This window comes from Dyadobacter sp. LHD-138, from assembly GCF_030929615.1.
In the GTDB taxonomy this organism is placed as follows: domain Bacteria; phylum Bacteroidota; class Bacteroidia; order Cytophagales; family Spirosomataceae; genus Dyadobacter.
Genome location: NZ_JAVFVU010000003.1, coordinates 236,700 through 260,923 on the forward strand (window position 1 = coordinate 236,700; position 24,224 = coordinate 260,923).

Consider the following 24,224-nt stretch of genomic DNA (forward strand, 5'->3'; position numbering starts at 1 on the left):
AAACAATATTATTTTTAGGCAACGGTAAAACTTCTTCTACAAAAATGATTCGTTATTGCCAACTTAATTTCCCAGCCAACCTTAACAACCTGTCAGCCGACCTGCATAACCTGAACAGTGTGGACTGGAATCTTCACATGAACACCGCTCACTATCAGGGTGATTGGAATATTTTGTCGCTGATCGCACCCGGAGGTAAGAATATTCCATACCCGGACGCACTGAACAAGGAAAAGTTTCTGCCGACGCCCCTACTGGACCAGACTCCCGAGATCGGTAAAATTTTAAGTCATTTCAAGTGCCCACTACATTCGGTAAGGCTGATGAAACTGCACGCAGGAGCCAGCATTCTTAGGCACCGCGACGTAGAGCTTTCCTTTGAACACGGAGAGGCGCGCCTCCATATACCACTGCAAACCAATAGTGACGTAAAGTTCATACTGGACGATGAAAGACTTCCGATGCAGATCGGCGAATGCTGGTACATTAATGCCAATCTGTATCATTCCGTTCAAAACAGTGGAGAAACCGACCGGATCCATTTGGTTATCGACTGTGAAGTCAATCCATGGTTAACCGAGCTATTCGCTGATCCCGTAAAGATCAGTTCAAAAGACGAAGAAACAGATCCAGCACTTGCACGTTCGATTATCGAATCACTATATCTTCTGGGATCCGAAACGTCATTGCGACTGGCCAAAGAAATGGAAGATCAATTAAATGCGCGGAACATCGCCCGTTAAAAAACAGAATTAAAAATTCCGCTTTTTTAGCTTTTCGAGCTTCTCAAACCCCAGATAAGCATCCCTCAGTATATCGGGGATGGGGCGGTCCGGTAATAACTCTGAAAAAATCTTAGTCCGGTCTTTTGAATGAAATTTTGAACGTTCGGCTGATTTGGTTAAAAAGCTGCTGTTCAACAACATGCCGGTTTGTCCAAACAAGACCCGAATCATATTTTCGATACCATCGTGATAATTCATCAGACAGCTGTTTTTATCGGTCAAAACTATGTTTTCAAATTGCCGGGCATAATACGCCAATACCTTTGCCAGATATGTATCCCGATGCATTTCATTAACATTTTCAGAGGCTAATTCAAACAACCAGGGTTCAAGCAAACCAGGAACGGCGTGCATGCCAGCCAGCTTTTGATGAGACTGCCAGACGTCCAGCGGATTTCGGTACAAAAGAAGAAACGGAGTATCCGGCCAAAGCTCCCGCAGAAATTTCCAGTAGTACACAGACCAACTGTCCAGTTTAATATATAACTGATTACTGGAATCCTTCCTTTTTTGCCCGTACAACCTCACAGCAGCTTCCAACGCTTGTTTTTTTAGATTTAAATCCTGAAAATCATGCCGTAACAGTGCATCAAAAAAGGGCACCTCCGATAAAACAATATGTTCATCGGAAAGAACCAGTGTTTGCGAAAGCAGCGTTGAACCACATCGCGAGACATGGAATATAAATGCAGTAACCGGTACAAAATCTACATCATTTGCAGCCTCAATCATCGTTTCAACCGAAGAAACGCATTTGAAACTTGCCATACCGGGATTTACAGTCAGGCACTGAAGGACCGTTTCATCAAAAAATGGGGCGTCATAAGCCACACCCAAGGTATGAAGCCACAATACTTCTGTTTCATCACCCTTGGAGATCAGCCGGTAAGGAATATGATTACGAAGCGAAGCGTTAATCAAAATCAAGGTTGTGTAAATTTTAATAAAGCTTAATTTCTAAAAATATACTTTGACAATCACCAATATCAGGCGAGCCGTTTTCAGCTCTATTATTCATTAGTTATCTACATGGAAATTTTGTTAAGTAGCTGCTGGCAATTAGCAATATGCGATTAGCACAGTAACCGAATGATTAATAGCTTATTATAAAAATCAATAATATAAACTAATTTTTCACTACTACTTATCTTTAAAATACAAAAATCGAGATCATAGAGAATCGTGCAATCAAAATCAAATAACTTATTAACAATGAAATATACTAAGAAAATTGCGCCCCTATTGTTTCGGTTATTTTCTAAACGGAAAAACCAAGTTTCCGCATCCTCACTTTTTTAACACCTTAAACGTAGATTTCACCCCCTGAAGACTATATAGGTTAAGCACGTACAGTCCGGCAGGTTGTTGATTTAAAGAAATACCTTTTTCAAAATCTCCTTTTTGTTCCAATACCACTTTGCCGTGCACATCCACCACCTGCAATCGTTCTATGTCCTGCCAATCTTCGTTTACCAATTGTACCCGGTCAGTGGTCGGATTGGGATACAGAACCATGGGTAAGGAAGTAAAAGTAAGACTACGAATTTGTGAAAAAGCGGCGGAACCATCCCGATCTACCATACGAAGGCGGTAGTATTGAATCGATTGGAGAGGTTTCTGATGGGTAAACGAATAATGGTTTGTTTGCCCACTGTCTCCATGAGACGATAAATTCCCCAGCGTAAGCCACTTACGCGCATCGTTGCTAACCTGAATTTCAAAATAATCGGAATTCGCTTCCGCTGTGGTCGTCCAGGTCAACTGAGCGGTATTCCCCTCCGCCTTCACTTTGAAATCGGCCAAGGTGACGGGCAGGACTAAACAAGCTGCTTCGATTTGGGCAATGCTATTGCAGCCCAATCCATTATTCTGCACCTGAGTCATTGCGGCTGTGTTTCCCAGGGTCTGACAAATTGGTTTTACTGCACAGGAAGTCAGTAAAGGATTTTGAATCAACACGAATTGATTCAAAGCTGGAAAATTACCTAAACCTTCCAATGAAGTTAATGAAGTATGCAAACCGATGCTAAGACTCTGCACAGTACTTAAATTTTCTAACCCCTTGAAATTCGATAAAGCATTATTCCCCTGAAACATTCCCTGGTCCATACGCGTTAAATTGTGAAGCCCCTGCAAACTAACCAAATTCGGATTCGTACTTAAAACCAAACCTCCCAGGCTTGTCAGGCTTTCAAGTCCTTGCAAACTGTTCAATCCGTTCCCAAACAACGATAAACCCATGGAGGCCGACGCAAGGTTGTTGAGACCTTCTAAATTTTGCAGCGTAGTGGAATTGTGAATTACGATCATTCGGGCTTGTGAAATCCCTTCTAACCCCTTAATGGAGGCAAGTACATCATTGTGTGTAATGTTCACATCAAACGTACTGCTATTCAATGGATGCATATTAGAAAGGGCGGTTATCGAATTTAACAACGTATTGTAACTGATATCCAAAGAACCCAGCGTAGCCAAAGTCCCCAAACCGGCTAAGGTGGTTAAAAGCCTATTACCTGAAACGGTGAGCTCTCCTTGAATGGAAGTGATACCTGAAAGACCTTGCAAACTGGTAATATTTGACAAAGCAGGTGTAGAAGGGTCTCCAATCGTCAAATTACCCGTAATTGTAGTACAACTTGGATAAGCCGTTACAAAGTTGGTCACGTCTTGCTGTGACACCAGGGTAACATTGCCTGTGGGGCATTGCGCCCATCCATATAAAGAGACAAGCCATAAGACGAGTAGCAACTGAAGCTTTTTCATAAGAATAGAAATAAATTGTAAACAATAAGAATGATGCTGTTGCACAGTCACTTTCACTGTGAAACAAGTTTCCGTATCATGGTCTTCTTTTCATTTTCAAAACGGACCAGATGGAGCCCCTCTGGCAATTGATCCACTCCTATTTTATTCATTCCTTTTTGCATCACCTTACTTTCTCTTCGCATGACTTTACCCGAAGGGTCTAGAACGGAAACGGTCCAACGCCCAGCCTCCGTAGTAAACAGATCCACCGCAGTAGCCCCCCCAAGCGCTGGATTAGGGTAGAATGGCCCCAGGATAGCCGATTGATCCGCGTCATGCATGCCGCTACCCACATAAATGATGCTGGAATAGGTGAAGGTTCTGTCCGTATCCATCATTTTTAATCGGTAATAAGCGTCCCCTTTGGCGTAGGTATCGTCAAACGAATAGGTTTGAAGGGCACCACCCTTGACGGCACCCCGAACAGATCCAATAGTTTCAAAAAACTTCGCATCTACGGATCGCTCCACGTCAAAGCGGTCGAAGTCCTTTTCATCGGAGGTCACCCATTTCAATTGATTTTGATCCTCCAATCCTTTTTTTCCGGAGAAGGAAATCAGTCTGACCGGCAGTGGCTTAACCGTATACCCGAATGGAATTGTATGGGAGCACCCCCCAACGGTGGGTTCCACCTGCACATAAAGGGTTATCGGGCCAGGGGGTAAATCTGGATTGGGGGCAAAGGTATTGGTAGACTGGGTATAGGTCCCTGCGCGTTCGGTTACATCCTGATCGAGGTAAATACCTTCAATGATTTCGTTCACCTGAGGGCCCAAGGAAAAAATGGGGTCCGCATGATCGGTTATACCTACATGATTGTTGGTATACGCGCCATTTAAAGATCCATATTTTGCCAACCCATTGTTGGTAAATCGGGTAGACTGGGCATTCAATGGTCCCGCCATATAGACAAACCCTGAATTCGTAAACGAACCGAGCGTGGCGGAAACAGAACCAACCACCATGATCCCACAGGGTTGATTGAGTACAGTTCCGCCACTCATAAATTCGCCCGACATTTGCACAACCCCATAATTCGTAAAACTACCGGAAGAGGTTGTTATATAAGCCCCATATCTCCCTTTCGAAATAAGCATCCCCCGGTTAATAAACTGACCCTGATCGTAATACTGTATATCAATTTCCGAATCCAAGGTGACCCTTCCGGTTCCATAGTTGGTAAAAATTCCCGTACTGGGCATGAAGTAAACAATGGCCTCTCCGGGCACCTGGATATCCATAGAGGCATGATTATGAATCTGGACCTGCCCAAAAAAGGAAAAGCCTCCAGGCCTAATTTCCGAACCTATTTTGGTTTTTCGCATCACGATGGTCCCATGATTATAAATGGTAGCCATTTCCAATAAAGAATAACGCTTCGTATTCGCCGAAGTCCTGATCACATTCAACGAGGCTCCCTGATCTACGGTTAATGTGGATCCATTCTTCATTTCCAAATCATTGATGGTAACCGTGGTCCCATTGATGATCCGAGGTGCATTCGTCACATTAAAAAGAGTAACATCGTCACCAGGGCCGGGAACGCCGGATGGAGACCAATTGGAGGCCGTGTTCCAATCTAAACTGGTAGCCCCCGTCCAGTTTTTAGACACAGCCGATGCTTGGAAATCTAACAGCAGCATGAAAAGAAAGAGACAGAAATATTTCATCGTCGAGAATAGAATGATATCTACAAAATTCGACTTTTCTCCCAAAATGGCGTTAACACATATCCGGCATCCTCTTGCTCATTTCCAGCATTGCGTAAAAAAAATGCCCCAAATTCGGCTATTGGAGCATTTTTTACCATTCAATCTGTCCTTATGGGTAATCAGAAGGTAAACGATCATACTTCTGCTGAAATACTTTGGTGAAATAGGAAAGGCTTTCAAATCCGGTTTGATACGCCACCTCGGAAACGCTCATTGATTTTTGTGTAAGCAGCTCAGCGGCCTTTTGAAGACGGTATTCCCGAATAAACTCCACGGTGGTCAGATTGGTCAATGCTTTGAGTTTTCGTAATAACTGAGAGGAGCTCATATTCATTTCTTTGGCTAACTGTTCCACATCAAAACGGCTATTGTTATAGGCTCTCTCCACGATTTGTTTTACATTTTTTATAAACGGCGCCTCCAAAGTAGATAATTCTGAGGATATCGGTTGACTGGTCAGCATCGACTGGGTATAGAACTTTTTCAACTGCTCCCGGCTTGCAATTAAGTTCCGGACCCTGGTGGTAACCTCCATCGCATTGAAAGGTTTCACAAGGTAATCATCCGCACCTGTCTCCAACCCTTCCATACGATCCTCCAATGTAGCCTTTGCGGTTAGCAATACCATCGGTATGTGACTGGTTCTCTGATTTGTTTTAAGCGCGTGACAAAATTCGAAACCATCCATGATCGGCATCATTAAATCACTAATAACCACATCCGGTATCACTTTCAAAGCCAGATCTAACCCTTCCTGGCCGTTGGAAGCTTCCAAAACTTGATAAGTCTTTTCAAAAATACTCCGCAGATAAGTTCGTAAATCGCGGTTATCATCCACAACCAAAAGAATGTTGTCATTTTGATCTGCATAACTTTTTCTTTCTTCAACCCCTGTTGGCGCCTCCCCTTCCCCAGGCAGCCACGGTTCCAACGCATATTCGCCACCAGACTCGCTCTCTAAACCCAGTCCCTCCTGTTCACGAAGGGGTAAGTATAAGCAAAATACAGTTCCAACACCCTCTTGACTCTCCACCCGAATGGTACCTTGTAACAAATCCACTAATTCCTTGACTAACGCCAACCCAATGCCAGTACCCTCATAACTTCGTTTGACAGAGTTATCTACCTGATAAAAACGCTCAAAGATTTTGGAAAGCTTTTCCGGTGCTATGCCCACACCAGTATCGCTCAAAACTACATCTACGCCTGAGGTGCTATAAGAAACCCGCAAATCAACACGGCCCTGGCTTCCTGTAAATTTAAAAGCATTTGAAAGCAGGTTCGTGAAGATTTTTTCTATTTTATCCGCATCAAATACGGTCGGGTAATGTTGCCGGTTTTGATCGAAAGAAAAATAAATAGACAAACTTTCCGCATAAGATTGAAACGAACCACCTAAATACCGAAGGAATGTCGCGAGATCACCAGGCTGCGGATCAAGTTGCATCTCCCTCGCTTCCAGCTTACCCAAATCCAATAATTGATTGATCAAGGTGAGCAAGCGAGTCGTGTTCCGCTGAATAACCGGCAGGACTGATTCCTGGGGATATTTCTTACGAAGATCATCCACAGGACCTGCAATGAGGGTCAAAGGAGTTCTAAACTCATGGGATATACTGGTAAAAAAATTCGTTTTCAGTTCGTCCAGTTCAGCCAATCGGGCTGTTTCCCTTTCTTTAAACCGTATTTGTTTTTCAAGAAGAGCCCTTTTCATTTGATTCCGATAAAAGCGGTAGAATCCATACCCACCCAATAGGATATAAAACAGATATGCCCACCAGCGAAGATAAAGTGGGGGATGGATCCGGATCTTTAGGATCACTGGCTTACTCCACACTTCTCCATTAGCTGTACCTTGTACCCGAAAGGTATATTGACCGTAGGGTATTTGTGCAAAATTGGCCAGATGGTCGGTACCTACCTCCACCCACTCCCGATCTATCCCTTGCATTTGATATCGAAAACGATTTTTGGCAGGATTGGTAAAGTCCATCAGGGCAAATTCGATGGAAACCTGATTCTGATCAAATTCCAGGTCAAGTTCCGATACATATTCTATTGATTCTTTTAATACCTTGCTTTCTTTACCCGGTGTAATGGTATGATTGTTAATTTTCAATCCCATTATTTTTACAACCGGCTCTTTTTGTTCTTCTTTCATATCGGAAGGGTAAAAAACGGTAATCCCTTTGACTCCCCCGAAAAGGAGTTCCCCCGTATCTGCGTTAAAATACGAGGCCGTATTAAACTCATCGTCCTGCAAACCATCCGATTTATCAAAATTGGTAAATGCCAACGATTTCGGATTCAGTCGGGCAATACCCCTGTTGGTACTCATCCAAAGATTGCCATCCTGCCCTGCCAAAACCCCATAAACAACCCGATTGGGTAAACCACGACTTTCATTAAAGTGCTCAAAACTGCCAGACTGCTTATCCAGCCTTTCCAGTCCACCCCCTTTTGTACTCACCCAAAGATATCGATGAGGCTGCAATGGGTCATCCACCATCCCGGAAACGACGTTTTCGCTTAAACTTTCCTGATCCTTGTTTACGTTACAGTACCGCGAAAATGAAGGAATGCTGTCTAAATCCTTCGCTTTGATCAAACCGGCCTGTGTCCCAACCCAAAGGCTGTTTGCAGTATCCTCGTAAAGTGCCAGGGTCTCCACCCGCCCTCCAGTCTGGGGTAAAAGGGAGTTAAAATCAAAAGCAACAAACTGCCCCGTTTGACGATTCAATTTAAGAAGCGTACCGTTCACGAGTCCAATCCATAAATTTCCCCTGCTGTCCTCCATCAATCTGGCATTGCGTTGATGCCGCATACCCAAATCAGGCAGTGGAATTTTTTGAATCAATTGCCATTCGGGCGAATATCTTTCCAATACCAGCTGCTGTCCGTTCCAAATGATAAGCCAAAAATCTCGATTCTTATCTTGGACGAGTGCTTCATGCTGACGGTTTTTCCCATAAAGCAAATTAGGTAAACGTTCCAGCATATTTTCACTTTTATTGAGCGCAAAGAAATGGTAGGTAGGTCTGTAATTACCATGAAAAAACACCTTCCCTTCCCGGCTTTGGTAGAGTAAACCGGGAGAAACCAAGGGTAAGTAAGAACGGAAAAAACGTGTATAACGATTTGCCTTAATCAAGCCATATCCCTGATTACTTGCCCAAATATTTCGTTCCCGATCCAAATACAAATTATTCACGGGACCGTACACACTCGCTGGATTATCAGAAGCCAAAAATCCATTTACAGCCTTACCTGGAAGCAATGCAGATGAAGTTAATTCCGACATATTTTTGAACAGCCATACATTCCCTCCGTAACAAACCCACACACTCCCATCGCGCAGAATGCCTAACCTAGGAACGAACTGCCGGGGAACAGCTACTTTTTTGAAAGTATTTCCTCTCCAACACAAAATCTCACCCAAACCTGTCCCCCAATAGTATCCTTCCCGATCCTTCATCACAAAGGTCAATTCGGATAGCATCTTTTCCTGGGCATAAAACGCCGCGTCAAAACGATACATACTACGGGCATGTCCCACTTCCAGCGCATGCCGATCGGAAACAAAATCAGGCATTTCGCCAATCCCAGTAATCGTTACACGCTCCATTTCACTCCCTTTCCCCTCCTCAATCGCACGCGCCCCAGCCTGAGAAATAACAAAGTAGGTTCCCGGCTGTCTGGTAATAATCCAAACCCTGCCCTTTGCATCTTCTTTTAAGTAATCAATTCCATAATTCCCTTCTCTTTTTTTTTGCGTATCGAAAACCGCGATATGAGTAAATCGGTGTGTTTTTGGATCATAAAGATTCAATCCATCCTTTTCCGTGCCAATCCAGATACGTCCCTTCGTGTCTTCTAAAAGTGCCGTACAAAAGTTTCCCGAAATGCTGTAAGGGTTATCGGCGTCGCGTGTAAATATTTTAAAATTATAGCCGTCGTATCGGTTTAAGCCGTCTTTGGTAGCAAACCACATAAAACCTTGCCGATCCTGTATCATGTCGTTGACCATTCCTTGGGACAATCCATCGGAAATGGTAAGCGATTGCCATGCATTCGACTGTCCAACGCATTGAAACGAAAAACAAATAAAGCACGATAAACTAATGACAAGTCGGGCAATAAAAGGCATAAACGTTCAAAACAATAACAATTAACTACCCCTATAAGAAGATATTGCTGGCAATATACCGAACTTTGGTCACCAACTGGAAAATGTACAATATAGCTACTCCGAGTAGCGGAGTGCAAAAACCAAAGTAAATCAAAAGTCAGAATTTTCCTACTCCTGCATACATCAGATGAAAGGACCTGGAAATGGTATGCTGTTTTTCTAGTATTGAGTATTCCGCAAGCAATATGACTGCTCCCCAACCGCACAACGGGTGCATATTCTACCTATGTATCTAGGCAATTAATTCTTCATCACTTTTTACTAAATTGATTTGTCATTAATTTAAATTTGATGTCATTCCAAATTCAACCAATTAAAATAGATTTTCACTTTGAATAGAGATTCCAAAAAAATGGCAGCACAGCCAGAATTATTAAAAGATTTAGAACTTTTTCGCCACCTTAGTGATGAGGAGCATGTGGCGTTATCTGCAATATGCAGACTATTGTTTCTACCCAAAAAGTCCAGGCTTGTAGAATCCGGGGAGATGTTCGATCATGTTTTTGTGATGACCTCAGGTTTGCTTCGGTGGTATTTTGATTCAGATGAAGGTACCGAAAACAATATTTTTCTAACATCCGAAAAAGAACACGCGATCATCATTGGTATTCCTGAATTTTATGATGAACAGCGGAAGACAAAGTACAACATAGAAGCGGTGATGGATACACAGTTACTATTGTTTCAAAAAGACGCCTTCGAGGAATTAGCTTTTCAGTATCGAGGAATTTATCAGTTTTATATTAAATCTCTAAAAATCACAATCGATGCGCTGCGTAATCGAACAGAACAGCTTTGCAGCCAATCGCCCAACACCCGCTACGAAACCTTTTTAAAAAATCGCTCTTTCATTACAAGAAATGCAAGCCGCAAACATATCGCCAATTTTTTAGGTATCACACCCAATTCACTTTCCCGATTGACTGCACGCCTACACAAGAAAACGCACCAAAAAAAATAACTTAGGAATACTTTTTCGGAGTTTCTTCGCTCTAATTTTGCACCTACAATGAGCTGTAAAACAGCAATTTGAGTTCGGGTACGTAAGATATAAAACGAAAAAACAATGACCAAAAATTTTTTAGGAATAGGCCTACTGAGCTTATTCTTGATGTTCGCAGGTAACAAGGTAGAGGCCCAATCTCCGGATGCGGAAAAAATGGGCGTCTACTTGACTCAGGAAATGTCATTTCTGAACATGACACCTTTACAAGCAGAACAAGTCTATCAAATTAATCTACAAGCAGTTAATGCGGTGGGAAAATTAGAGGAGAAAAGCATTTCTCTGAATTCCACACAATCAGAAAACATTAACGATTTTGCTAAAATTCTAAAAGAGAGAAGCCTTGCTTTAAAGGGAATTCTTACGCCTGCACAGTTCCAAAATTTTCAAGAAAATAAAATATTGAGAGCGGCAGCTTTTAGAACGTTTGTTATGGCACATATGCTTGATTTAACGGAAGATCAACGAATGCCAGTTTTCTATATCAATCAAAATGTGGTTGAAAATGTAAGGAAAGATCTGGATGCCTATTTTTTTGCCTCTAATAAAAATAAAAAAAAGAGTGCAGAACGCAAACTACAAAAGGCTTTCAAGAAAACTGACAAAGATTTCGACCAAATTCTCAGCCCAAAACAGCGTAAAATCTACCATGAAAATGTCGAAGTTTTGCGTAGATCTTTGCGTGAGGAATATGGGATCAACGACTAATTATTCATCACGTAATCATGATTCGCGGTATTGCCATTCTTGACAATGTCGATACGATCATCAAAACTTATTCACTATGAAAAGGTTACTCACATCACTGTTCGTATTCTTATGTTTCAGCACTTCGCATGCTTCAACAGGAGCAATTGAGGATAAAATTGCGGACGGAGCGTCTTGGATTATCTTGCTCATTCTACCTTTTGTCGGCATAATTCTTTTTTGGAAAGCTCATATTTATCCGGAAAAAATTGCGGAGCAGAAAAACCATCCACAATTGAATGCCATCAAAATTATGTGCCTGCTTTCATTGATTTTTGGAGGCCTCCTTTGGCCTGTTGCTTTGATTTGGGCTAACTACGATTACAAAAAGGAAAGTCCTTCCGCCTCCAATCAAGGAGATGATGCTTCTACTTCCGTAACCGGAGAGGAAGTTGAAGAAAACCAAGTATCATTAGAAAAATCACAAAATCCCCAAGTATAAGAAATCATGTTAGAATTACTAATCGGAATATATGCCGGCATTTGTTGGCTTCTAATTAAAAAACTGAAATTAATTCCCTGGAATTTCAACACACAGGTCGTTGTATTTTCCCTGCCAATTTTTGGGTCCATAGCACTCATATTAAGCCTTAACTACTTTTGTCCCATCACTTCCGATGTAAAAGTGGGTAATCGAAGTGTAGACATTACCACGCAAACATTGGGAAAAGTAAAAAAAGTATATGTAAAGACTAATCAGGAAGTTAAGAAAGGAGATACACTATTCACACTCGATCCAGTGCCTTTTCAGCAAGAAGTAAAATCCATTGAAGCACAGATTAGCAATATGAAATCGATGGTTTCGTCCTACAATTCGGACATAGATGCATCGCGAAAAAATATTTCCGGCCTACAAACTCAGCTTGATTTAAGTAACAAAAGAATAAAACAATATCAAGAGTTGGTAGATTCGGGAGCGGCCAACCGGTTTGATTTGGAACAGGCAATGGCCACTTCACAAGATTTGGATTCGAGAATTAGTGCGGCGCGTGCGCAACAATCGTCTTTGGAAACCAAATACTATGCAACACATAACGGAGAAAATGCATCGATTGCAGTGCTAAAAGCAAAATTGGAACAGGCCCAATGGAATCTCTTGCAAACCGTTGTTTTGGCACCCACCGATGGATTCATTCCCAATGTACAATTGAATGAAGGTGCTATGATGGCTCCCTTTAAGTCGGCCTTTGTTTTAATCCAAAAACAACAATCGATTATCGCATTCTATTCTCAAAATGAATTGGAAGCCGTCAAGCGTGGTAACGAAGTTGAGTTGGCGCTAAAAACTACCCCGGGAAAGGTCGTGAAAGCTAAATTAGAATATGTCGTAGACGCCACCAGTCAGGGAATCATGAACAATGCAGGAGGAATGATTGGGGGCAACGGGTCGACTGCCGGAATTCCAAATACGGCACGAGAATTACCAGAAACTGACGGAAAACTGATCGCAAAATTTGTTTTGGACGAAACAGAACAGACTTTAACGGTCGGTGCACGAGGTACCGCAGTCATTTATTCTGATAACCTAAAACCGCTGCACCTTATCCGGAAAGTGATGGTCCGCGTAAATAGCAAACTCAACTACTTAATTCTAAAACTTCATTAAAATGTTAAAGAAAATAGGTATCACCGGCGCTATTATTTTGAGTATGACCTCTTGTATTGGTTATAAAAATGCTACACCTGATAACATAGCTGTTTTAAAAAATACGAGCGAGATAAAAGCAAATACCGAAATTCCTGACAAATGGATTCAAGACAAAGGACAAGACACCCTTGGCTTTTCTTACCAATGGATGAACGAGCTATTGAATTCAGAATTAGAAGCTTTAATAAACGAAGGGCTTGCGCACAATGCAGATATAATCGTTTCCAAGGAGAAACTTAATCAAATAGAATTGTCAATGGATATTGCCGCAAGCAACCTTTATCCAAGCGTGAACGCGTTGGCAAATACAAGCAATAATCTTGTAAGTGGCAGTCATATTGGAAATTTACAACTGAAGGCTAATTGGGAAGTGGATCTTTGGGGTAAAAATAAATCATCACAAATGTCGATGGCAAACCAATATTATTCAGCGGCATTTCGGCAAAAGATGTTGAAGCAATCCATAGCAGCCATGATTGCCAAGACTTACTTTCTGAATATCGCCGGACAATATCAAGAACAAAAGGTTAACCAATACATTACCGCCACAGAGAATCTTAAAAAAATATATTCGGTACAAAATAAAGTAGGAACGGGTAATGCGCTGGATATATCCAATATAGAAAGTGAAATTATATTACTAAATGCTTACTTAGAAAAAATCAAAAATGGCAATTCTCAATCTCGCAGAAGTTTAGAGATGCTTTGCGGACGGTACCCAGAAGGTTTGTTAAAGATAAATGCAGCGTTTTCAGCTTTAAAACAGGAGCTACCTTCACAATTTCCATTACGTCTTTTAGAAAAAAGATCTGATATTATGGCGCAGCAATTTCAGATAGAAAGTAGCTTTTATGAAGTGAAGGAAACCAAAACGGCAAGATTGCCCGCTCTCAATATTACCAGAGGTTTTGGTGTTGCGGGAACCAACGTGGCAGGCATTAGCAATCTTTTCTCTAACCCTTTGATAAAAATAGGCGGTGGGCTGACAACACCTATTTTAAACGGCGGAAAACTCAAAAAAAATGTGGAAATAGAAACCTCCGAACAAAGACAGGTGATAGAAGAATATGCAAAATCCGTTCTTGTAGCTTTTAGCGAGGTAGAATCGGCCTTAGCTAATCTAAGCTCAATAGAGAAGCAAAATGGTTTTCAAAAAGATGCAATATCAGCGCTCCAAAAGAATATAGATCTCACGAAAAAGCAAATTCAAGTGGGAAGCAACAATAGTTTTGCATTACTTCAAAAACAAAGAGACCTCATCAAAAAAGAAATGAACAACATTGATCTCGACCTGCAACAACGAATTGAGAGAATTAATCTTTATATGGCCTTGGGCGCAAATGGTTTGGATCAATTTTGAGGGAAATCAGTTTGGATAATCAGGTTAGGTGACACAGTTTGGTTTACAGTCTCTGAGATAAGAAATTGATACACTTTTCGAGCTGTTTTAGGCAGTCAAACCTCGGCCAGCGCTGGTCCCAGAAAACCGAGGTTATTTGGGATGTAGATAATTAGCTTAGTAATTGTCTTATCATACTTGCTATTTCTTTTGACTCTTTTTTTGAAAGAGATAAATCGTAAATTTTTGAGGAATTATCTTTAAAAGTTATTTCCATTCTGCTTCTACGAATTCTGGGATCAAGAAGTGCATATGTTCCAATTCTTTCAAAATTCCCACCAACTCCAACCTGTTGTATTTCAGAAACTTGGTATTTTACTGTCTTGTTAAAAAAGGGTACTATCGATTTTTTTTCAAAGTAAAGATGGTCCGTATCTAGAGTAAGTTCATCGATAGGAAGTGTGAAAAATGCAAGTACCAGCAGAATAGCAAGAGAATAACCAATCCAAAGAAAATCGTTTCCTAAATTTTGCAAGTCTATAACATATAAAATGAGCAAAGCTAGAATAGCCTGTATTGATCGTAAAATCCATATATGAGGCTTATGGAAGTGATTTGTCTTTATAATAAATTTGTTCATAAGAAGGTAATATGGTTAAATACAGAGTTTTGATCTTTTGATTTGATATACACTACCTGAAGAGTGGCATCAAATAAAATTACTATGCCTTATAAATATATCAATAAAAATTTATTAATCAAATGCCGCATAGAAGCCGTTTTTATGCATGCACGAATTGACCGGCCTTACTTGATGCGGCGGCGGCTCCAGAACAAAGTGGGAAAAGTGCGCTCTCCTTGTACAAAACCAAGAACTTTCACAAAAGACCTCTCATCCCCTTGTTCTGTGTTTAATCACTTAACATAAAAATGGCTATAAAAACAACATGAACAAAATATGGGTTTTGTTATGCATGCACTGGTCAGATAAAAGAAGCCCTGTATTAGACTTTTTTAATATACTACAACTTAACCTCCCTGACCATAAACCCTTTTTCCCGAAGTAACTGAATTAATCCGGTTTTAAATTTTAAATGTGCCAGTCCGACTGTGACTAAACATGAACCTTCACTCATTTTCGCCAAAATTTCAGGTAGCCACAATGCATGCCTTTCAATGGTATTATCTTTGATGTACGCGCTCGCTTCCAGATCGAGCATCATATCATTTCGCAACGAATCGTGATAACTTTTCGGATCATATAGATCAGGAGTGGTGATTTCTTCCTCTGTGAGATTATTTTTGATCAAAATGACAATCACTTGGGCTACTTTTCGATGATCTGCTTTTGCTTCATGGCGCGCCATTTGCCCCGTTTCATCAAGTTGAAAAGTTGGTTTATTTAAACGCTGCATTTCAAAGTGCAGAAAGTCATCGAATGTCATATCCTGATCCTTCGTCTCTCCTTTTTTGATCATCATTACCGCCTGTGCCATACCTTGTAAGGATGCACTATTGTTGTGCAGTTTGATACTTCCATACGACGAAGCTGTGAAAAAACTGTCGACAAGGGCATACTCACTTTTTGTAAAAATGGAATCCAGCGGCGGCGAATAAATATCCGTATCCTGAACATTGCCGATCGCGTTTCCACCTTTTTCGAACAATCCAAAATCGGACGATTTAGCAATATTCATAACCGTTGGAAAGCGTTGTAGCAATTGTGACGAAGCAATATGGACAGTACCGAATAAATAAGAACTTTTAGATAATCCATTGCCTGAGACTTCCCATACTACGGACTCATTTTTTTGACCAAAAACGACTATTGGAAGAAGTAAAATAGCAAAATAGCCTGCTATAAAAAGTTTGTTCATTTTTTAGCTTTTATCTATGTCAAGTAAGTGATATTGAGAATGAAAACCAACTCTGGGTTAAATTAAAAGTTAGTACGGCAGCGGCATCCGGTTGAAGAGGTAGAAAAGAATGGTGCATGTGGCGTTGCAGATCCCGTGAACGATTTAAAATGGCTCAATGACGAATTCAAAAATTTTATTGGGGGGCCGGAACTCGATGGGATTGTTTTGTACAAATATAACGAGCAGTATGTTATGGAGGTCCAAAATTCACTTTTCAGTTCCACAAACATACATCAGCATTATTGTAATGGTATGAAGCTAAGTCTTGAAGACCCAACAGCATTTAAAGAATACAGGAAAAACCGGATTGAGGTCAAAGTTCTATATGGTATAAATTTGTGGAAACAACTAAATTTATAAATACCGGTCTGTCTCTTGAAATTGGATGCTGGTATCCGGGCCTGGTATTTTCAACCTTCTCTACACGGATTTCGTGTTTCCAGTAGTCGCCAAAATCATAAACATATTTAACATATATCGCTAGCTCTCAGATCTAAATCCCCGATAAAAATGCTGGCTCTCCCAGGCCGTCAATGATAACGTGTCCGTAAATCATTGGAGAAATATTCAGGATGTGTACCTTCAAATGATAAACCGCGGTTCGAGGGCCAGTAATCGCGGACTGAACAATATTTTTTATTTTCATGACAAAGTGGGGCCATCAACGCTTTCAAATCCCTCTCAAATTATCAAAGAGTCAATTGCTCACACACTTTGATGCACGCCCATTTACATAATAATTCCTTAACACTAGGGTGACAAAGCCTTTTCATTGACACAGTACCTTTGGTCACTTATTACAAATGTGATTTAACAGTCCGGTCTTTCCTGTTAAATGTAAATAACCACTAACAATCATATGAAAAAACTATTACTGCTGGCAATTTTTGCCTTGCTGTTGGGCTTCTGTTTGCCTTTTCCGTCAAAAGCGCAGCTTATTAACATCACCGGTAAGGTAACCGCTCACACGGGAGACCCACTTCCGGGTGTAAATGTTTTGTTAAAAGGAACCAGCTCCGGAACCACCACAAACGCTTTGGGTGAGTATGTTTTGAAAACTTCCTCCTCCGGATCAGTATTAATATTTTCTGCAATTGGATTCATTCCACAGGAAAAAATAATCGGAACACAAAGCGTAATCGACATCGTTCTCGCTGAGGATACAAAGATCCTTAACGAGGTTGTTGTTACCGCCTTAGGCATCAAAAGAGAAGAAAAATCATTAGGGTTTGCCGCACAGACAATCAATGAAAACGCGGTGAAAGATGCAAAATCCAATAACTGGGTCAATACGCTTTCGGGAAAGGTAGCAGGGCTAAACATACAGGGGGCTGGTGCCGGGCCAATGGGATCAGCCCGTATCACTTTGCGGGGGGAATCTTCACTTAACCTGGACAATAATCAGGCTTTGATCGTGGTCGACGGCGTACCGGTAAGCAGTAAAATTACAGGAACGGGATTCAATTCCCACCTTTCTGCGGACAGTCCGGTTGATTACGGATCCAGTTTATCGGACATTAATCCGGATGATATTGAGAAGGTTACCGTTTTAAAAGGACCGGGTGCGACGGCGCTTTACGGAAGCCGTGCCGCAGGCGGCGCCATTATTATTACAACAAAATCGGGCATTCGTAAAGACAAAGGCATTGGCGTGACAGTCAATTCCAATTTTAGTGTCGAGCAAATCAACCGATATCCTGATTATCAGTTTCAATACGGAGAAGGCCGGACAAGCGCTTATTACTCCTATCTCGACAATGCGGACGGCCCCAACACAGCAACAACGGTAGGCGCCGGAAGGGCCTGGGGACCTAAATTTGACGGGCAGTCTTATTTCCAGTACAATCCTGATGCAGCTGACGGAAAACCGATAGTACGCACGCCCTGGGTTGCCAGTAAAGATTATATCTCAGGTTTTTTCCAAACAGGTACTACTTTCTCAAACAGTATTTCATTGGAGGGTGGTACGGATAAAGGCTCAGCACGGCTGTCTCTAACTCATATGAAAAATAAATGGATCATTCCCAATACCGGTTTTGAGCGACTGAATGTGGCACTTTCTGTTAGCCAAAAAGTATCGGACCGCCTGAAAATCAATGGGAAAGTTAATTACACCAACAAGAAAAGTGACAACCTTCCCATGGCCGGTTACAACAATCAATCGTTGATGTATTTCCTTATTTTAGGAACTGCGCCAAACTTAAAACCTGAATGGTTCAAACCATACTGGGTGCCGGGCAAAGAGAATATTCAGCAAAGAAGCCCTTTCAATCCAACGCCGGATAACCCATATCTGGGGATGTATGAAATGCTTAACAAAATGAATAAACATGGCGTGATCGGTAATATTTCGGCGGCCTACCAAATTTCAGACAAACTGGATTTCCTGGTACGTACAGGTTTGGATATGGCTTATGAATTTCGTTCTCAGCAGCGGCCTTTCAGCATGACGCGTTACCCAAGAGGCATGTACCGGGAGCAAAATGTTTTTAATTATGAATCCAATACTGACTTTCTTATCAATTATAAAGACAAGATTGCCAACACGATTGACGTGACCGCTTCGGTTGGTGCCAATGCCATGCGCCTGTCTTATGATTTTGCAGGACTTTATGCAGATCAGCTGGCTCAGCCGGGTATTTACCAAATATCCAATAGTCTGGATCAGGCGGTTGCAGATCCGCTGAAAACGAAGAAGGCAATCAACAGTATGTACGCGGCCACTCAGTTTTCTTATGATGAAAAGATATTTTTGGATGTAACAGGCCGCAATGACTGGTCGAGCACGCTGCCCTATGGAAACAATTCTTTTTTTTATCCATCAGTAAGTTCGAGTTTTTTATTGAATGAAATCTTTAAGCTTCCACGTGCCATCTCGTTTGCAAAAGTAAGAGCTTCATGGGCGCAGGTTGGAAATGATACCCGACCTTACCAAACAGCCAGATATTATGACCGGGTTTATGGTAACAGCTTCACCAATTCCTCAACCCTGTTCAATGCAGACTTAAAACCTGAAATAACGGCAAGTTATGAATTCGGTCTTGACGTACGTCTTTTGAAAAATTTAGTCGGGTTGGATGTTGCATATTATAACAACAACAGCCGTAACCAGATTCTTGCCATTCCATTGGATCCTGTTTCCGGATATGCGAATGCACTGATCAATGCAGGTTTGATCAACAGCCGTGGCGTGGAAGTAAAACTTACTGCTAAACCTGTAACCAAAAAGAATTTTAGCTGGAACACTACACTGCTCTGGTCCAGAAACAGAAGTTACGTGCGGGAGCTTGCATCAGGTATTACCAACCAGGTAATTTATGCGCATGATGCCAACGTTTCGGTGGAAGCCAGAGTTGGAGGACTGATGGGTGATATGTATGGTCGTGGCTTTCAGCGCGCCCCAGATGGACAAATCATTTATTCTTCTGTGGGATTACCGGCAGCAATAGATCCGACCGCCAAAAAATGGGGGAATGCTTTTGCCGATTGGAAGGCAAGTATATCCAATGAATTTACGATCAAAAATGTACGTGTAAGTATTCTTCTTGATGGGCAGAAAGGTGGAAATATGTTTTCACAAACCAACCACAAAAATAACACGCTGGGAAAAACAAAGGTTACTTTGCCTGGCCGCGATGGTGGGATTATCGGTCAGGGTGTCGTAAAACAGGCTGATGGAAGTTTTACTCCGAATACAGTGAAAGTAGCTGCCAGTTCATACTACGACAATTACTACCAGATTTCCAATGCGGAAACTAACATTTTCGACGCTTCATTTTTAAAAATCAGAGAAGCGCGCGTTGAGTTTAATCTGCCAGCTGCATTGTTAAACAGGATTGGCGTACGTCAAACCAGCCTTGCTCTTTTCGGAAGGGACCTTTTCAACTTCACCAAATTCCCAGGTTTTGATCCCGAAGGCGGAAACCTGAACAACGGAACACTGACGCCAGGCGTTGAACTTGCGCAGTTTCCATCCACGAGAACAATGGGTATGAATCTTACCCTTAAATTTTAACGATCAGAAACATGTTAAGAAAAATATATTTTCCTCTTTTGTTTTTAGCAGGTCTGCTAATTTCATGCAACGATGGTTTTGAAGAACTCAATACGGATCCAAACCGTCCGAAAGAAATTACCCCGGGTGTTATGCTGGGGCAATTACAATATAAAATCATTAACAGCACCGTTAACGCCAGCCGCAATTTTACGCATGAGCTCATGCAGGTAGATGCACCCAGGGCCAGTGCCGGTGGTGGTGGATTACACCGTTACCTTGTCAATCCAGGTACAGGTGTCTGGACTAATTTTTATACTTATCTAAGTGACATTCAAGATATTTATGTCATTGCAGACAAGCTGAATGAAAATAATTACAAGGCTATTTCATTGATCTATAAAAGCTGGAGTTACTCAATTCTTACAGATCTTTACGGCGATGTACCTTATTCTCAGGCAACAAAAGCATTGGAAGGAAACTTTAAACCAACTTTTGACAAGCAAAAGGATATTTACATTCAAATCCTGAAAGATCTTCAAACGGCAAATAACCTGCTGGATGATACCAAAGCATTGACTTACGGTGGAGACATGTTGTATCATGCCAATGCACTTTCAGGCGCGAAAAACCATGGCATTTTGAAGTGGAAAAAGTTTTGTAATTCTTTGCGTTTAAGGTTATTGCTCCGCTTATCAAAAAAAGAAGGTGAAATAAATGTGAAGGAACAAATCACTTCCATTTTAGCAGACCCAACCAACAATCCGGTTTTTACGATAAACAGCGACGAAGCCATTTTCAGATATCCGGGTACCTTTCCGTTTTTTAATCCATTTTACAATGCAAGACAAGTAGACTGGCGCGATGGAAATTATTTTACCAAATTCTTTATGGATAAGATGAATCTGACCAATGATCCAAGAAGAGCAGTCTGGAGTACGCAGGTCAAATCTGACACCGAAGCTATATACAGAGGCATTGAAAGTGGTTATCCAACAACACTTGAATATGCAGTGGGCGCCAATTCAAGTTATGCTGACGGACTGAAAACATTGCCTCAGCTTGGCGTAATGATGACTTTGGCAGAGGTTGAATTTATCAAGGCAGAGCTGGCTTTGAAAGGATTCAACACCGGCTCGACACCGGGGCAGCATTACGAATCGGGCATTGCGGCATCGATGACGCAATGGGGAGCAAACGTACCAGCTGGTTTTGCAAAGCAACCAGGCCTACTGTTTGACGCAAATGCAACGGAAGAAAAACAATTGGAACAAATTATGCTTCAAAAGTACTACGCCTATTTCTTTGTCGATTACCAGTCCTGGTTTGAAAAGAGACGAACTGGCTTTCCCGTTTTGCCGCGTGGATCAGGAATTCCGGTAGAGAATATTTTTCCGTCACGCGTTCCATATCCTACTTATCTTCAATCACTTAATCCTGAGGCATTGAAAACTGCTATTGCCTCCATGGGAGGCGATAATAGTAACATTAAAGTTTGGTGGGAGAAGTAAATATTTGGAAATTGATTGAAGGAAAATTTAAAAATGGGAAATGAAAAATAATATAGTAGCGCATTGGTACTTAGGAATTTTATTTCTGTGTGTATCCATGGTAAGTAACGCGTATGCACAAAAGTCCAAAATCATCATGCCACAGCGTGGTTTATGTGCACATCGTGGCGCGATGGAAACGCATCCGGAAAACACATTGCCGGCTTTGCAGGAAGCCGTAACACTGGGAGCGCAAATGATCGAGTTTGACATTCAACTCACCAAAAATAGTGTGATGATCGTCATGCACGACGATCATGTTGATCGTACAACCAATGGAAAAGGAAATGTTTCCGATCTTACATATGAATATGTACGTTCATTGGATGCCGGTATTAAAAAGTCTGAAAAATTCAAGGGTACGCTAATCCCGACCTTTGAAGAGGTGCTGGAGGTAATGCCTCAGAATGTCTGGCTTAACTGTCATCTAAAAGGCGACGAAGCGGTTGGTAAAGCTGCTGCGCTTATGCTTAAAAAGTCGGGGCGATTACACCAGGCTTTTCTGACTTGTTCCGAAAAAGCTGCCGTAGCTGCAAAAAAACAAGTGCCGGAAATTCTGATCTGCAATGGTGAAAACAGTTACCGCCGAAATACAGTTAAATATGTGGCAGAAACGATCAAGATGAAGGCGGAATTTATCCAGCTGCTACGCCCGGAATCTGTGGAAGACCGTAAACCGTTAATAGCGTCATTGAAGGACAATAAGATCAAAATCAATTTTTTCTTTGCCGAAACAGCTGAGGAACTTGCGGGATTATTCGATCAGGGTGTGGATTTTGTATTGGTTAACAATGTGGGTGCACTTCTTCCGGAAACTGAAAAACTTGGTATAAAAACCTGGAAACCTACTTATAGAAATAGGTGATAGAAGGTTCACATTTAGACGAAATATTGAAATGAAAAAATACTTTTTTAAATCACTGGCAAACTTTTGCTCAATTCTTGTCGCCTTAGCATTGGTATACCCTGACGCGTACGGGCAGACAAATAAGTCAGCTAAAAATAAAACGCTGATATTCTTTTTTGACGGCCTGAGACCAGACTACATCACGGCCGAACTGATGCCAAACTTGTATGCTTTTAAACAAAAAGCTTCGGTTGGCATGCATCATCACAGTGTTTTCCCTACGGTAACAAGGGTCAATTCAGCATCGTATGCAACGGGTTCTTACCCTGGCACACACGGACTGCTAGGCAACGCGATTTATTTTCCGGCTGTGAATAAATCCAAGGCGATCGGAACAACTTATGAGGATTTGATGAAAGTGCAGGAATCGGAATCCAACCAGCTGCTTACTGCTGTCTCATTGGGAGAAGTTTTACAATCAGCAGGTGAAAAAATGATGGTTTTTAGTTCGGGAACTACTGGACAGGCATTTTTACAAAACCATAAAGTAGGAAACGGAGCTATTGTCAACCCCGAACTTATACTTCCGGAATCTTTCAAGTCGCAGGTGCTAACGGAAATTGGTGATGTTCCTCAAAAAGGGGAGAATGGCTATGGCAAACACAAATGGGTTATTGATGCGCTGCTAAAATATGGTTTAAAAAATGATGGTCCGCTGGTAAGTGCAGTCTGGCTTTCCGATCCCGACGGTTCTGCTCACCGGTATGGCATCGGATCAAAACAAGCGATTTCAGCTTTAGCATTTGTGGATCAGCAGTTTGGTCGGGTGCTGGATTCTTTGCAGACCAGGGGACTAACCACTGTTTTTAATATTATCATCTCAACCGACCATGGTTTTGTTACCCATACAGGCAAACAAAACCTGACCGATTTTTTGATCAGCCAAGGCCTGAAAAAAGACAAAGATTCTGATGATGTGGTCATTGCTGAGGGTGCTGTGTATGTCAAAGACCACAATGCAGAAAATATTAAAAAAATTGTTTCTGCATTGCATAAAGAAAACTGGGTCGGCGCAGTCTTTACCAAACCCAAGAAAAAAGGTAGTATGCAGGGTTGGGTGTATGGAACGCTTTCATTTGAGGCCATTCATTATAATCATCCCAGGCGGTCGGGAGACATTCTTGTAGCGCCAAACTGGAACGATGAGATCAACGACAAAGAATACCCAGGAACGGATTTTTCAAGAGGGGTAGCGGGGCACGGCGGATCCAGTCCTTACGAGATCAACATTGCTTTAATGGTCTCAGGCCCTGATTTCAAAAGCGGTTACCATGATACCTTGCCAACCTCGAATGTTGATATCACGCCTACCCTTCTTGGGATCTATGGCTTACCTGTTCCCACGCAAATGGATGGCAGAATTATGTCTGAATTCTTAAAAAAGACATCAGAGCCGGCAAGGAAATCCAGGAAGGAAACGATTGTGACAGAAGTAAAATATCCATGGGGCACGTATAAACTTTCATTGGATATGTCAATTTTGGATCAATACCGGTATTTCAATTTCAGTAAGGTGGAAAGGATCCAATAGTGGTTAGTTTTTAGTTTCCTGTCCGCTAAGCCGGTCAGGAAACTCTTTCTTCTCGCTGGATAAAACCGGATTAATTCAAATTTACCTTTTCATGG

General features: G+C 41.6%; 17 protein-coding genes. 10 read left to right on the forward strand and 7 right to left on the reverse strand.

Annotated elements, in window-relative coordinates; translation table 11 throughout:
- Window positions 1-44: 44 nt before the first annotated feature.
- Entirely contained in the window at window positions 45-743 is a 699-nt protein-coding gene (locus RB622_RS02445) for an aspartyl/asparaginyl beta-hydroxylase domain-containing protein (RefSeq protein WP_308044906.1), read from the forward strand.
- A gap of 9 nt (window positions 744-752) precedes the next feature.
- On the opposite strand, the gene RB622_RS02450 is transcribed toward RB622_RS02445, so the two are convergent.
- The 4 genes from RB622_RS02450 to RB622_RS02465 form a co-directional block, all read right to left on the reverse strand.
- Window positions 753-1,712: a hypothetical protein gene (locus tag RB622_RS02450; protein ID WP_308044907.1), complete on the reverse strand. Its 960-nt coding sequence runs from the start codon at window positions 1,710-1,712 to the stop codon at window positions 753-755.
- A 360-nt stretch (window positions 1,713-2,072) separates the two neighbouring features.
- The gene (locus tag RB622_RS02455) at window positions 2,073-3,548 is read right to left on the reverse strand and encodes a T9SS type A sorting domain-containing protein (RefSeq protein WP_308044908.1); all 1,476 of its coding nucleotides are present in this window, start codon (window positions 3,546-3,548) and stop codon (window positions 2,073-2,075) included.
- 53 nt (window positions 3,549-3,601) lie between these two features.
- Complete coding sequence (locus RB622_RS02460; protein WP_308044909.1) at window positions 3,602-5,233, reverse strand: T9SS type A sorting domain-containing protein; 1,632 nt, start codon at window positions 5,231-5,233, stop codon at window positions 3,602-3,604.
- A 178-nt stretch (window positions 5,234-5,411) separates the two neighbouring features.
- Complete coding sequence (locus RB622_RS02465) at window positions 5,412-9,449, reverse strand: ATP-binding protein (protein ID WP_308044910.1); 4,038 nt, start codon at window positions 9,447-9,449, stop codon at window positions 5,412-5,414.
- 394 nt (window positions 9,450-9,843) lie between these two features.
- On the opposite strand from RB622_RS02465, the gene RB622_RS02470 reads away from it, so the two are divergent.
- From RB622_RS02470 to RB622_RS02490, 5 genes are all read left to right on the forward strand, one after another.
- A complete protein-coding gene (locus RB622_RS02470) occupies window positions 9,844-10,452 on the forward strand; it encodes a Crp/Fnr family transcriptional regulator (protein WP_308044911.1) in 609 nt (202 codons plus the stop codon).
- A gap of 105 nt (window positions 10,453-10,557) precedes the next feature.
- Complete coding sequence (locus RB622_RS02475; RefSeq protein WP_308044912.1) at window positions 10,558-11,202, forward strand: hypothetical protein; 645 nt, start codon at window positions 10,558-10,560, stop codon at window positions 11,200-11,202.
- A 76-nt stretch (window positions 11,203-11,278) separates the two neighbouring features.
- Window positions 11,279-11,683, forward strand: a complete 405-nt coding sequence (locus RB622_RS02480; protein ID WP_308044913.1) for a DUF3302 domain-containing protein — start codon at window positions 11,279-11,281, stop codon at window positions 11,681-11,683.
- A gap of 6 nt (window positions 11,684-11,689) precedes the next feature.
- Complete coding sequence (locus RB622_RS02485; protein WP_308044914.1) at window positions 11,690-12,847, forward strand: biotin/lipoyl-binding protein; 1,158 nt, start codon at window positions 11,690-11,692, stop codon at window positions 12,845-12,847.
- 1 nt (window position 12,848) lies between these two features.
- Complete coding sequence (locus tag RB622_RS02490; protein WP_308044915.1) at window positions 12,849-14,249, forward strand: TolC family protein; 1,401 nt, start codon at window positions 12,849-12,851, stop codon at window positions 14,247-14,249.
- Between the two features lie 151 nt (window positions 14,250-14,400).
- On the opposite strand, the gene RB622_RS02495 is transcribed toward RB622_RS02490, so the two are convergent.
- The 3 genes from RB622_RS02495 to RB622_RS30290 all read right to left on the reverse strand — a co-directional run bounded on the left by RB622_RS02495 (window position 14,401) and on the right by RB622_RS30290 (window position 16,625).
- The gene (locus RB622_RS02495) at window positions 14,401-14,868 is read right to left on the reverse strand and encodes a hypothetical protein (RefSeq protein ID WP_308044916.1); all 468 of its coding nucleotides are present in this window, start codon (window positions 14,866-14,868) and stop codon (window positions 14,401-14,403) included.
- A 382-nt stretch (window positions 14,869-15,250) separates the two neighbouring features.
- Window positions 15,251-16,105 carry a TraB/GumN family protein gene (locus RB622_RS02500; protein WP_308044917.1) on the reverse strand — a complete coding sequence of 285 codons (855 nt, stop codon included), beginning with the start codon at window positions 16,103-16,105 and terminating at the stop codon, window positions 15,251-15,253.
- A 355-nt stretch (window positions 16,106-16,460) separates the two neighbouring features.
- Window positions 16,461-16,625: an IS1096 element passenger TnpR family protein gene (locus RB622_RS30290; RefSeq protein ID WP_409021414.1), complete on the reverse strand. Its 165-nt coding sequence runs from the start codon at window positions 16,623-16,625 to the stop codon at window positions 16,461-16,463.
- A 381-nt stretch (window positions 16,626-17,006) separates the two neighbouring features.
- Between RB622_RS30290 and RB622_RS02505 the strand changes: the two genes are divergently transcribed.
- Genes RB622_RS02505 through RB622_RS02520 form a run of 4 tightly spaced genes read left to right on the forward strand, consistent with a single transcriptional unit; the run spans window position 17,007 to window position 24,129 of the window.
- Window positions 17,007-20,162 carry a SusC/RagA family TonB-linked outer membrane protein gene (locus tag RB622_RS02505; RefSeq protein ID WP_308044918.1) on the forward strand — a complete coding sequence of 1,052 codons (3,156 nt, stop codon included), beginning with the start codon at window positions 17,007-17,009 and terminating at the stop codon, window positions 20,160-20,162.
- Between the two features lie 11 nt (window positions 20,163-20,173).
- Window positions 20,174-21,652, forward strand: a complete 1,479-nt coding sequence (locus tag RB622_RS02510) for a SusD/RagB family nutrient-binding outer membrane lipoprotein (RefSeq protein WP_308044919.1) — start codon at window positions 20,174-20,176, stop codon at window positions 21,650-21,652.
- A gap of 40 nt (window positions 21,653-21,692) precedes the next feature.
- A complete protein-coding gene (locus tag RB622_RS02515) occupies window positions 21,693-22,556 on the forward strand; it encodes a glycerophosphodiester phosphodiesterase family protein (RefSeq protein WP_308044920.1) in 864 nt (287 codons plus the stop codon).
- A 31-nt stretch (window positions 22,557-22,587) separates the two neighbouring features.
- Window positions 22,588-24,129 (forward strand): alkaline phosphatase family protein, encoded by a 1,542-nt coding sequence (locus RB622_RS02520; protein ID WP_308044921.1) that lies wholly within the window; start codon window positions 22,588-22,590, stop codon window positions 24,127-24,129.
- Window positions 24,130-24,224 lie beyond the last annotated feature (95 nt).

Excerpts from the sequence above, each read along its gene's own strand:
- RB622_RS02505 (WP_308044918.1), top strand. The coding sequence starts at position 17,007 with ATGAAAAAACTATTACTGCTGGCAATTTTTGCCTTGCTGTTGGGCTTC.
- RB622_RS02510 (WP_308044919.1), top strand. The coding sequence starts at position 20,174 with ATGTTAAGAAAAATATATTTTCCTCTTTTGTTTTTAGCAGGTCTGCTA.
- RB622_RS02520 (WP_308044921.1), top strand. The coding sequence starts at position 22,588 with ATGAAAAAATACTTTTTTAAATCACTGGCAAACTTTTGCTCAATTCTT.
- RB622_RS02465 (WP_308044910.1), bottom strand. The coding sequence starts at position 9,449 with ATGCCTTTTATTGCCCGACTTGTCATTAGTTTATCGTGCTTTATTTGT.
- RB622_RS02495 (WP_308044916.1), bottom strand. The coding sequence starts at position 14,868 with ATGAACAAATTTATTATAAAGACAAATCACTTCCATAAGCCTCATATA.
- RB622_RS02500 (WP_308044917.1), bottom strand. The coding sequence starts at position 16,105 with ATGAACAAACTTTTTATAGCAGGCTATTTTGCTATTTTACTTCTTCCA.
- RB622_RS02515 (WP_308044920.1), top strand. The coding sequence starts at position 21,693 with ATGAAAAATAATATAGTAGCGCATTGGTACTTAGGAATTTTATTTCTG.
- RB622_RS02455 (WP_308044908.1), bottom strand. The coding sequence starts at position 3,548 with ATGAAAAAGCTTCAGTTGCTACTCGTCTTATGGCTTGTCTCTTTATAT.
- RB622_RS02480 (WP_308044913.1), top strand. The coding sequence starts at position 11,279 with ATGAAAAGGTTACTCACATCACTGTTCGTATTCTTATGTTTCAGCACT.
- RB622_RS02475 (WP_308044912.1), top strand. The coding sequence starts at position 10,558 with ATGACCAAAAATTTTTTAGGAATAGGCCTACTGAGCTTATTCTTGATG.
- RB622_RS02490 (WP_308044915.1), top strand. The coding sequence starts at position 12,849 with ATGTTAAAGAAAATAGGTATCACCGGCGCTATTATTTTGAGTATGACC.
- RB622_RS02485 (WP_308044914.1), top strand. The coding sequence starts at position 11,690 with ATGTTAGAATTACTAATCGGAATATATGCCGGCATTTGTTGGCTTCTA.
- RB622_RS02445 (WP_308044906.1), top strand. The coding sequence starts at position 45 with ATGATTCGTTATTGCCAACTTAATTTCCCAGCCAACCTTAACAACCTG.
- RB622_RS02460 (WP_308044909.1), bottom strand. The coding sequence starts at position 5,233 with ATGCTGCTGTTAGATTTCCAAGCATCGGCTGTGTCTAAAAACTGGACG.
- RB622_RS02470 (WP_308044911.1), top strand. The coding sequence starts at position 9,844 with ATGGCAGCACAGCCAGAATTATTAAAAGATTTAGAACTTTTTCGCCAC.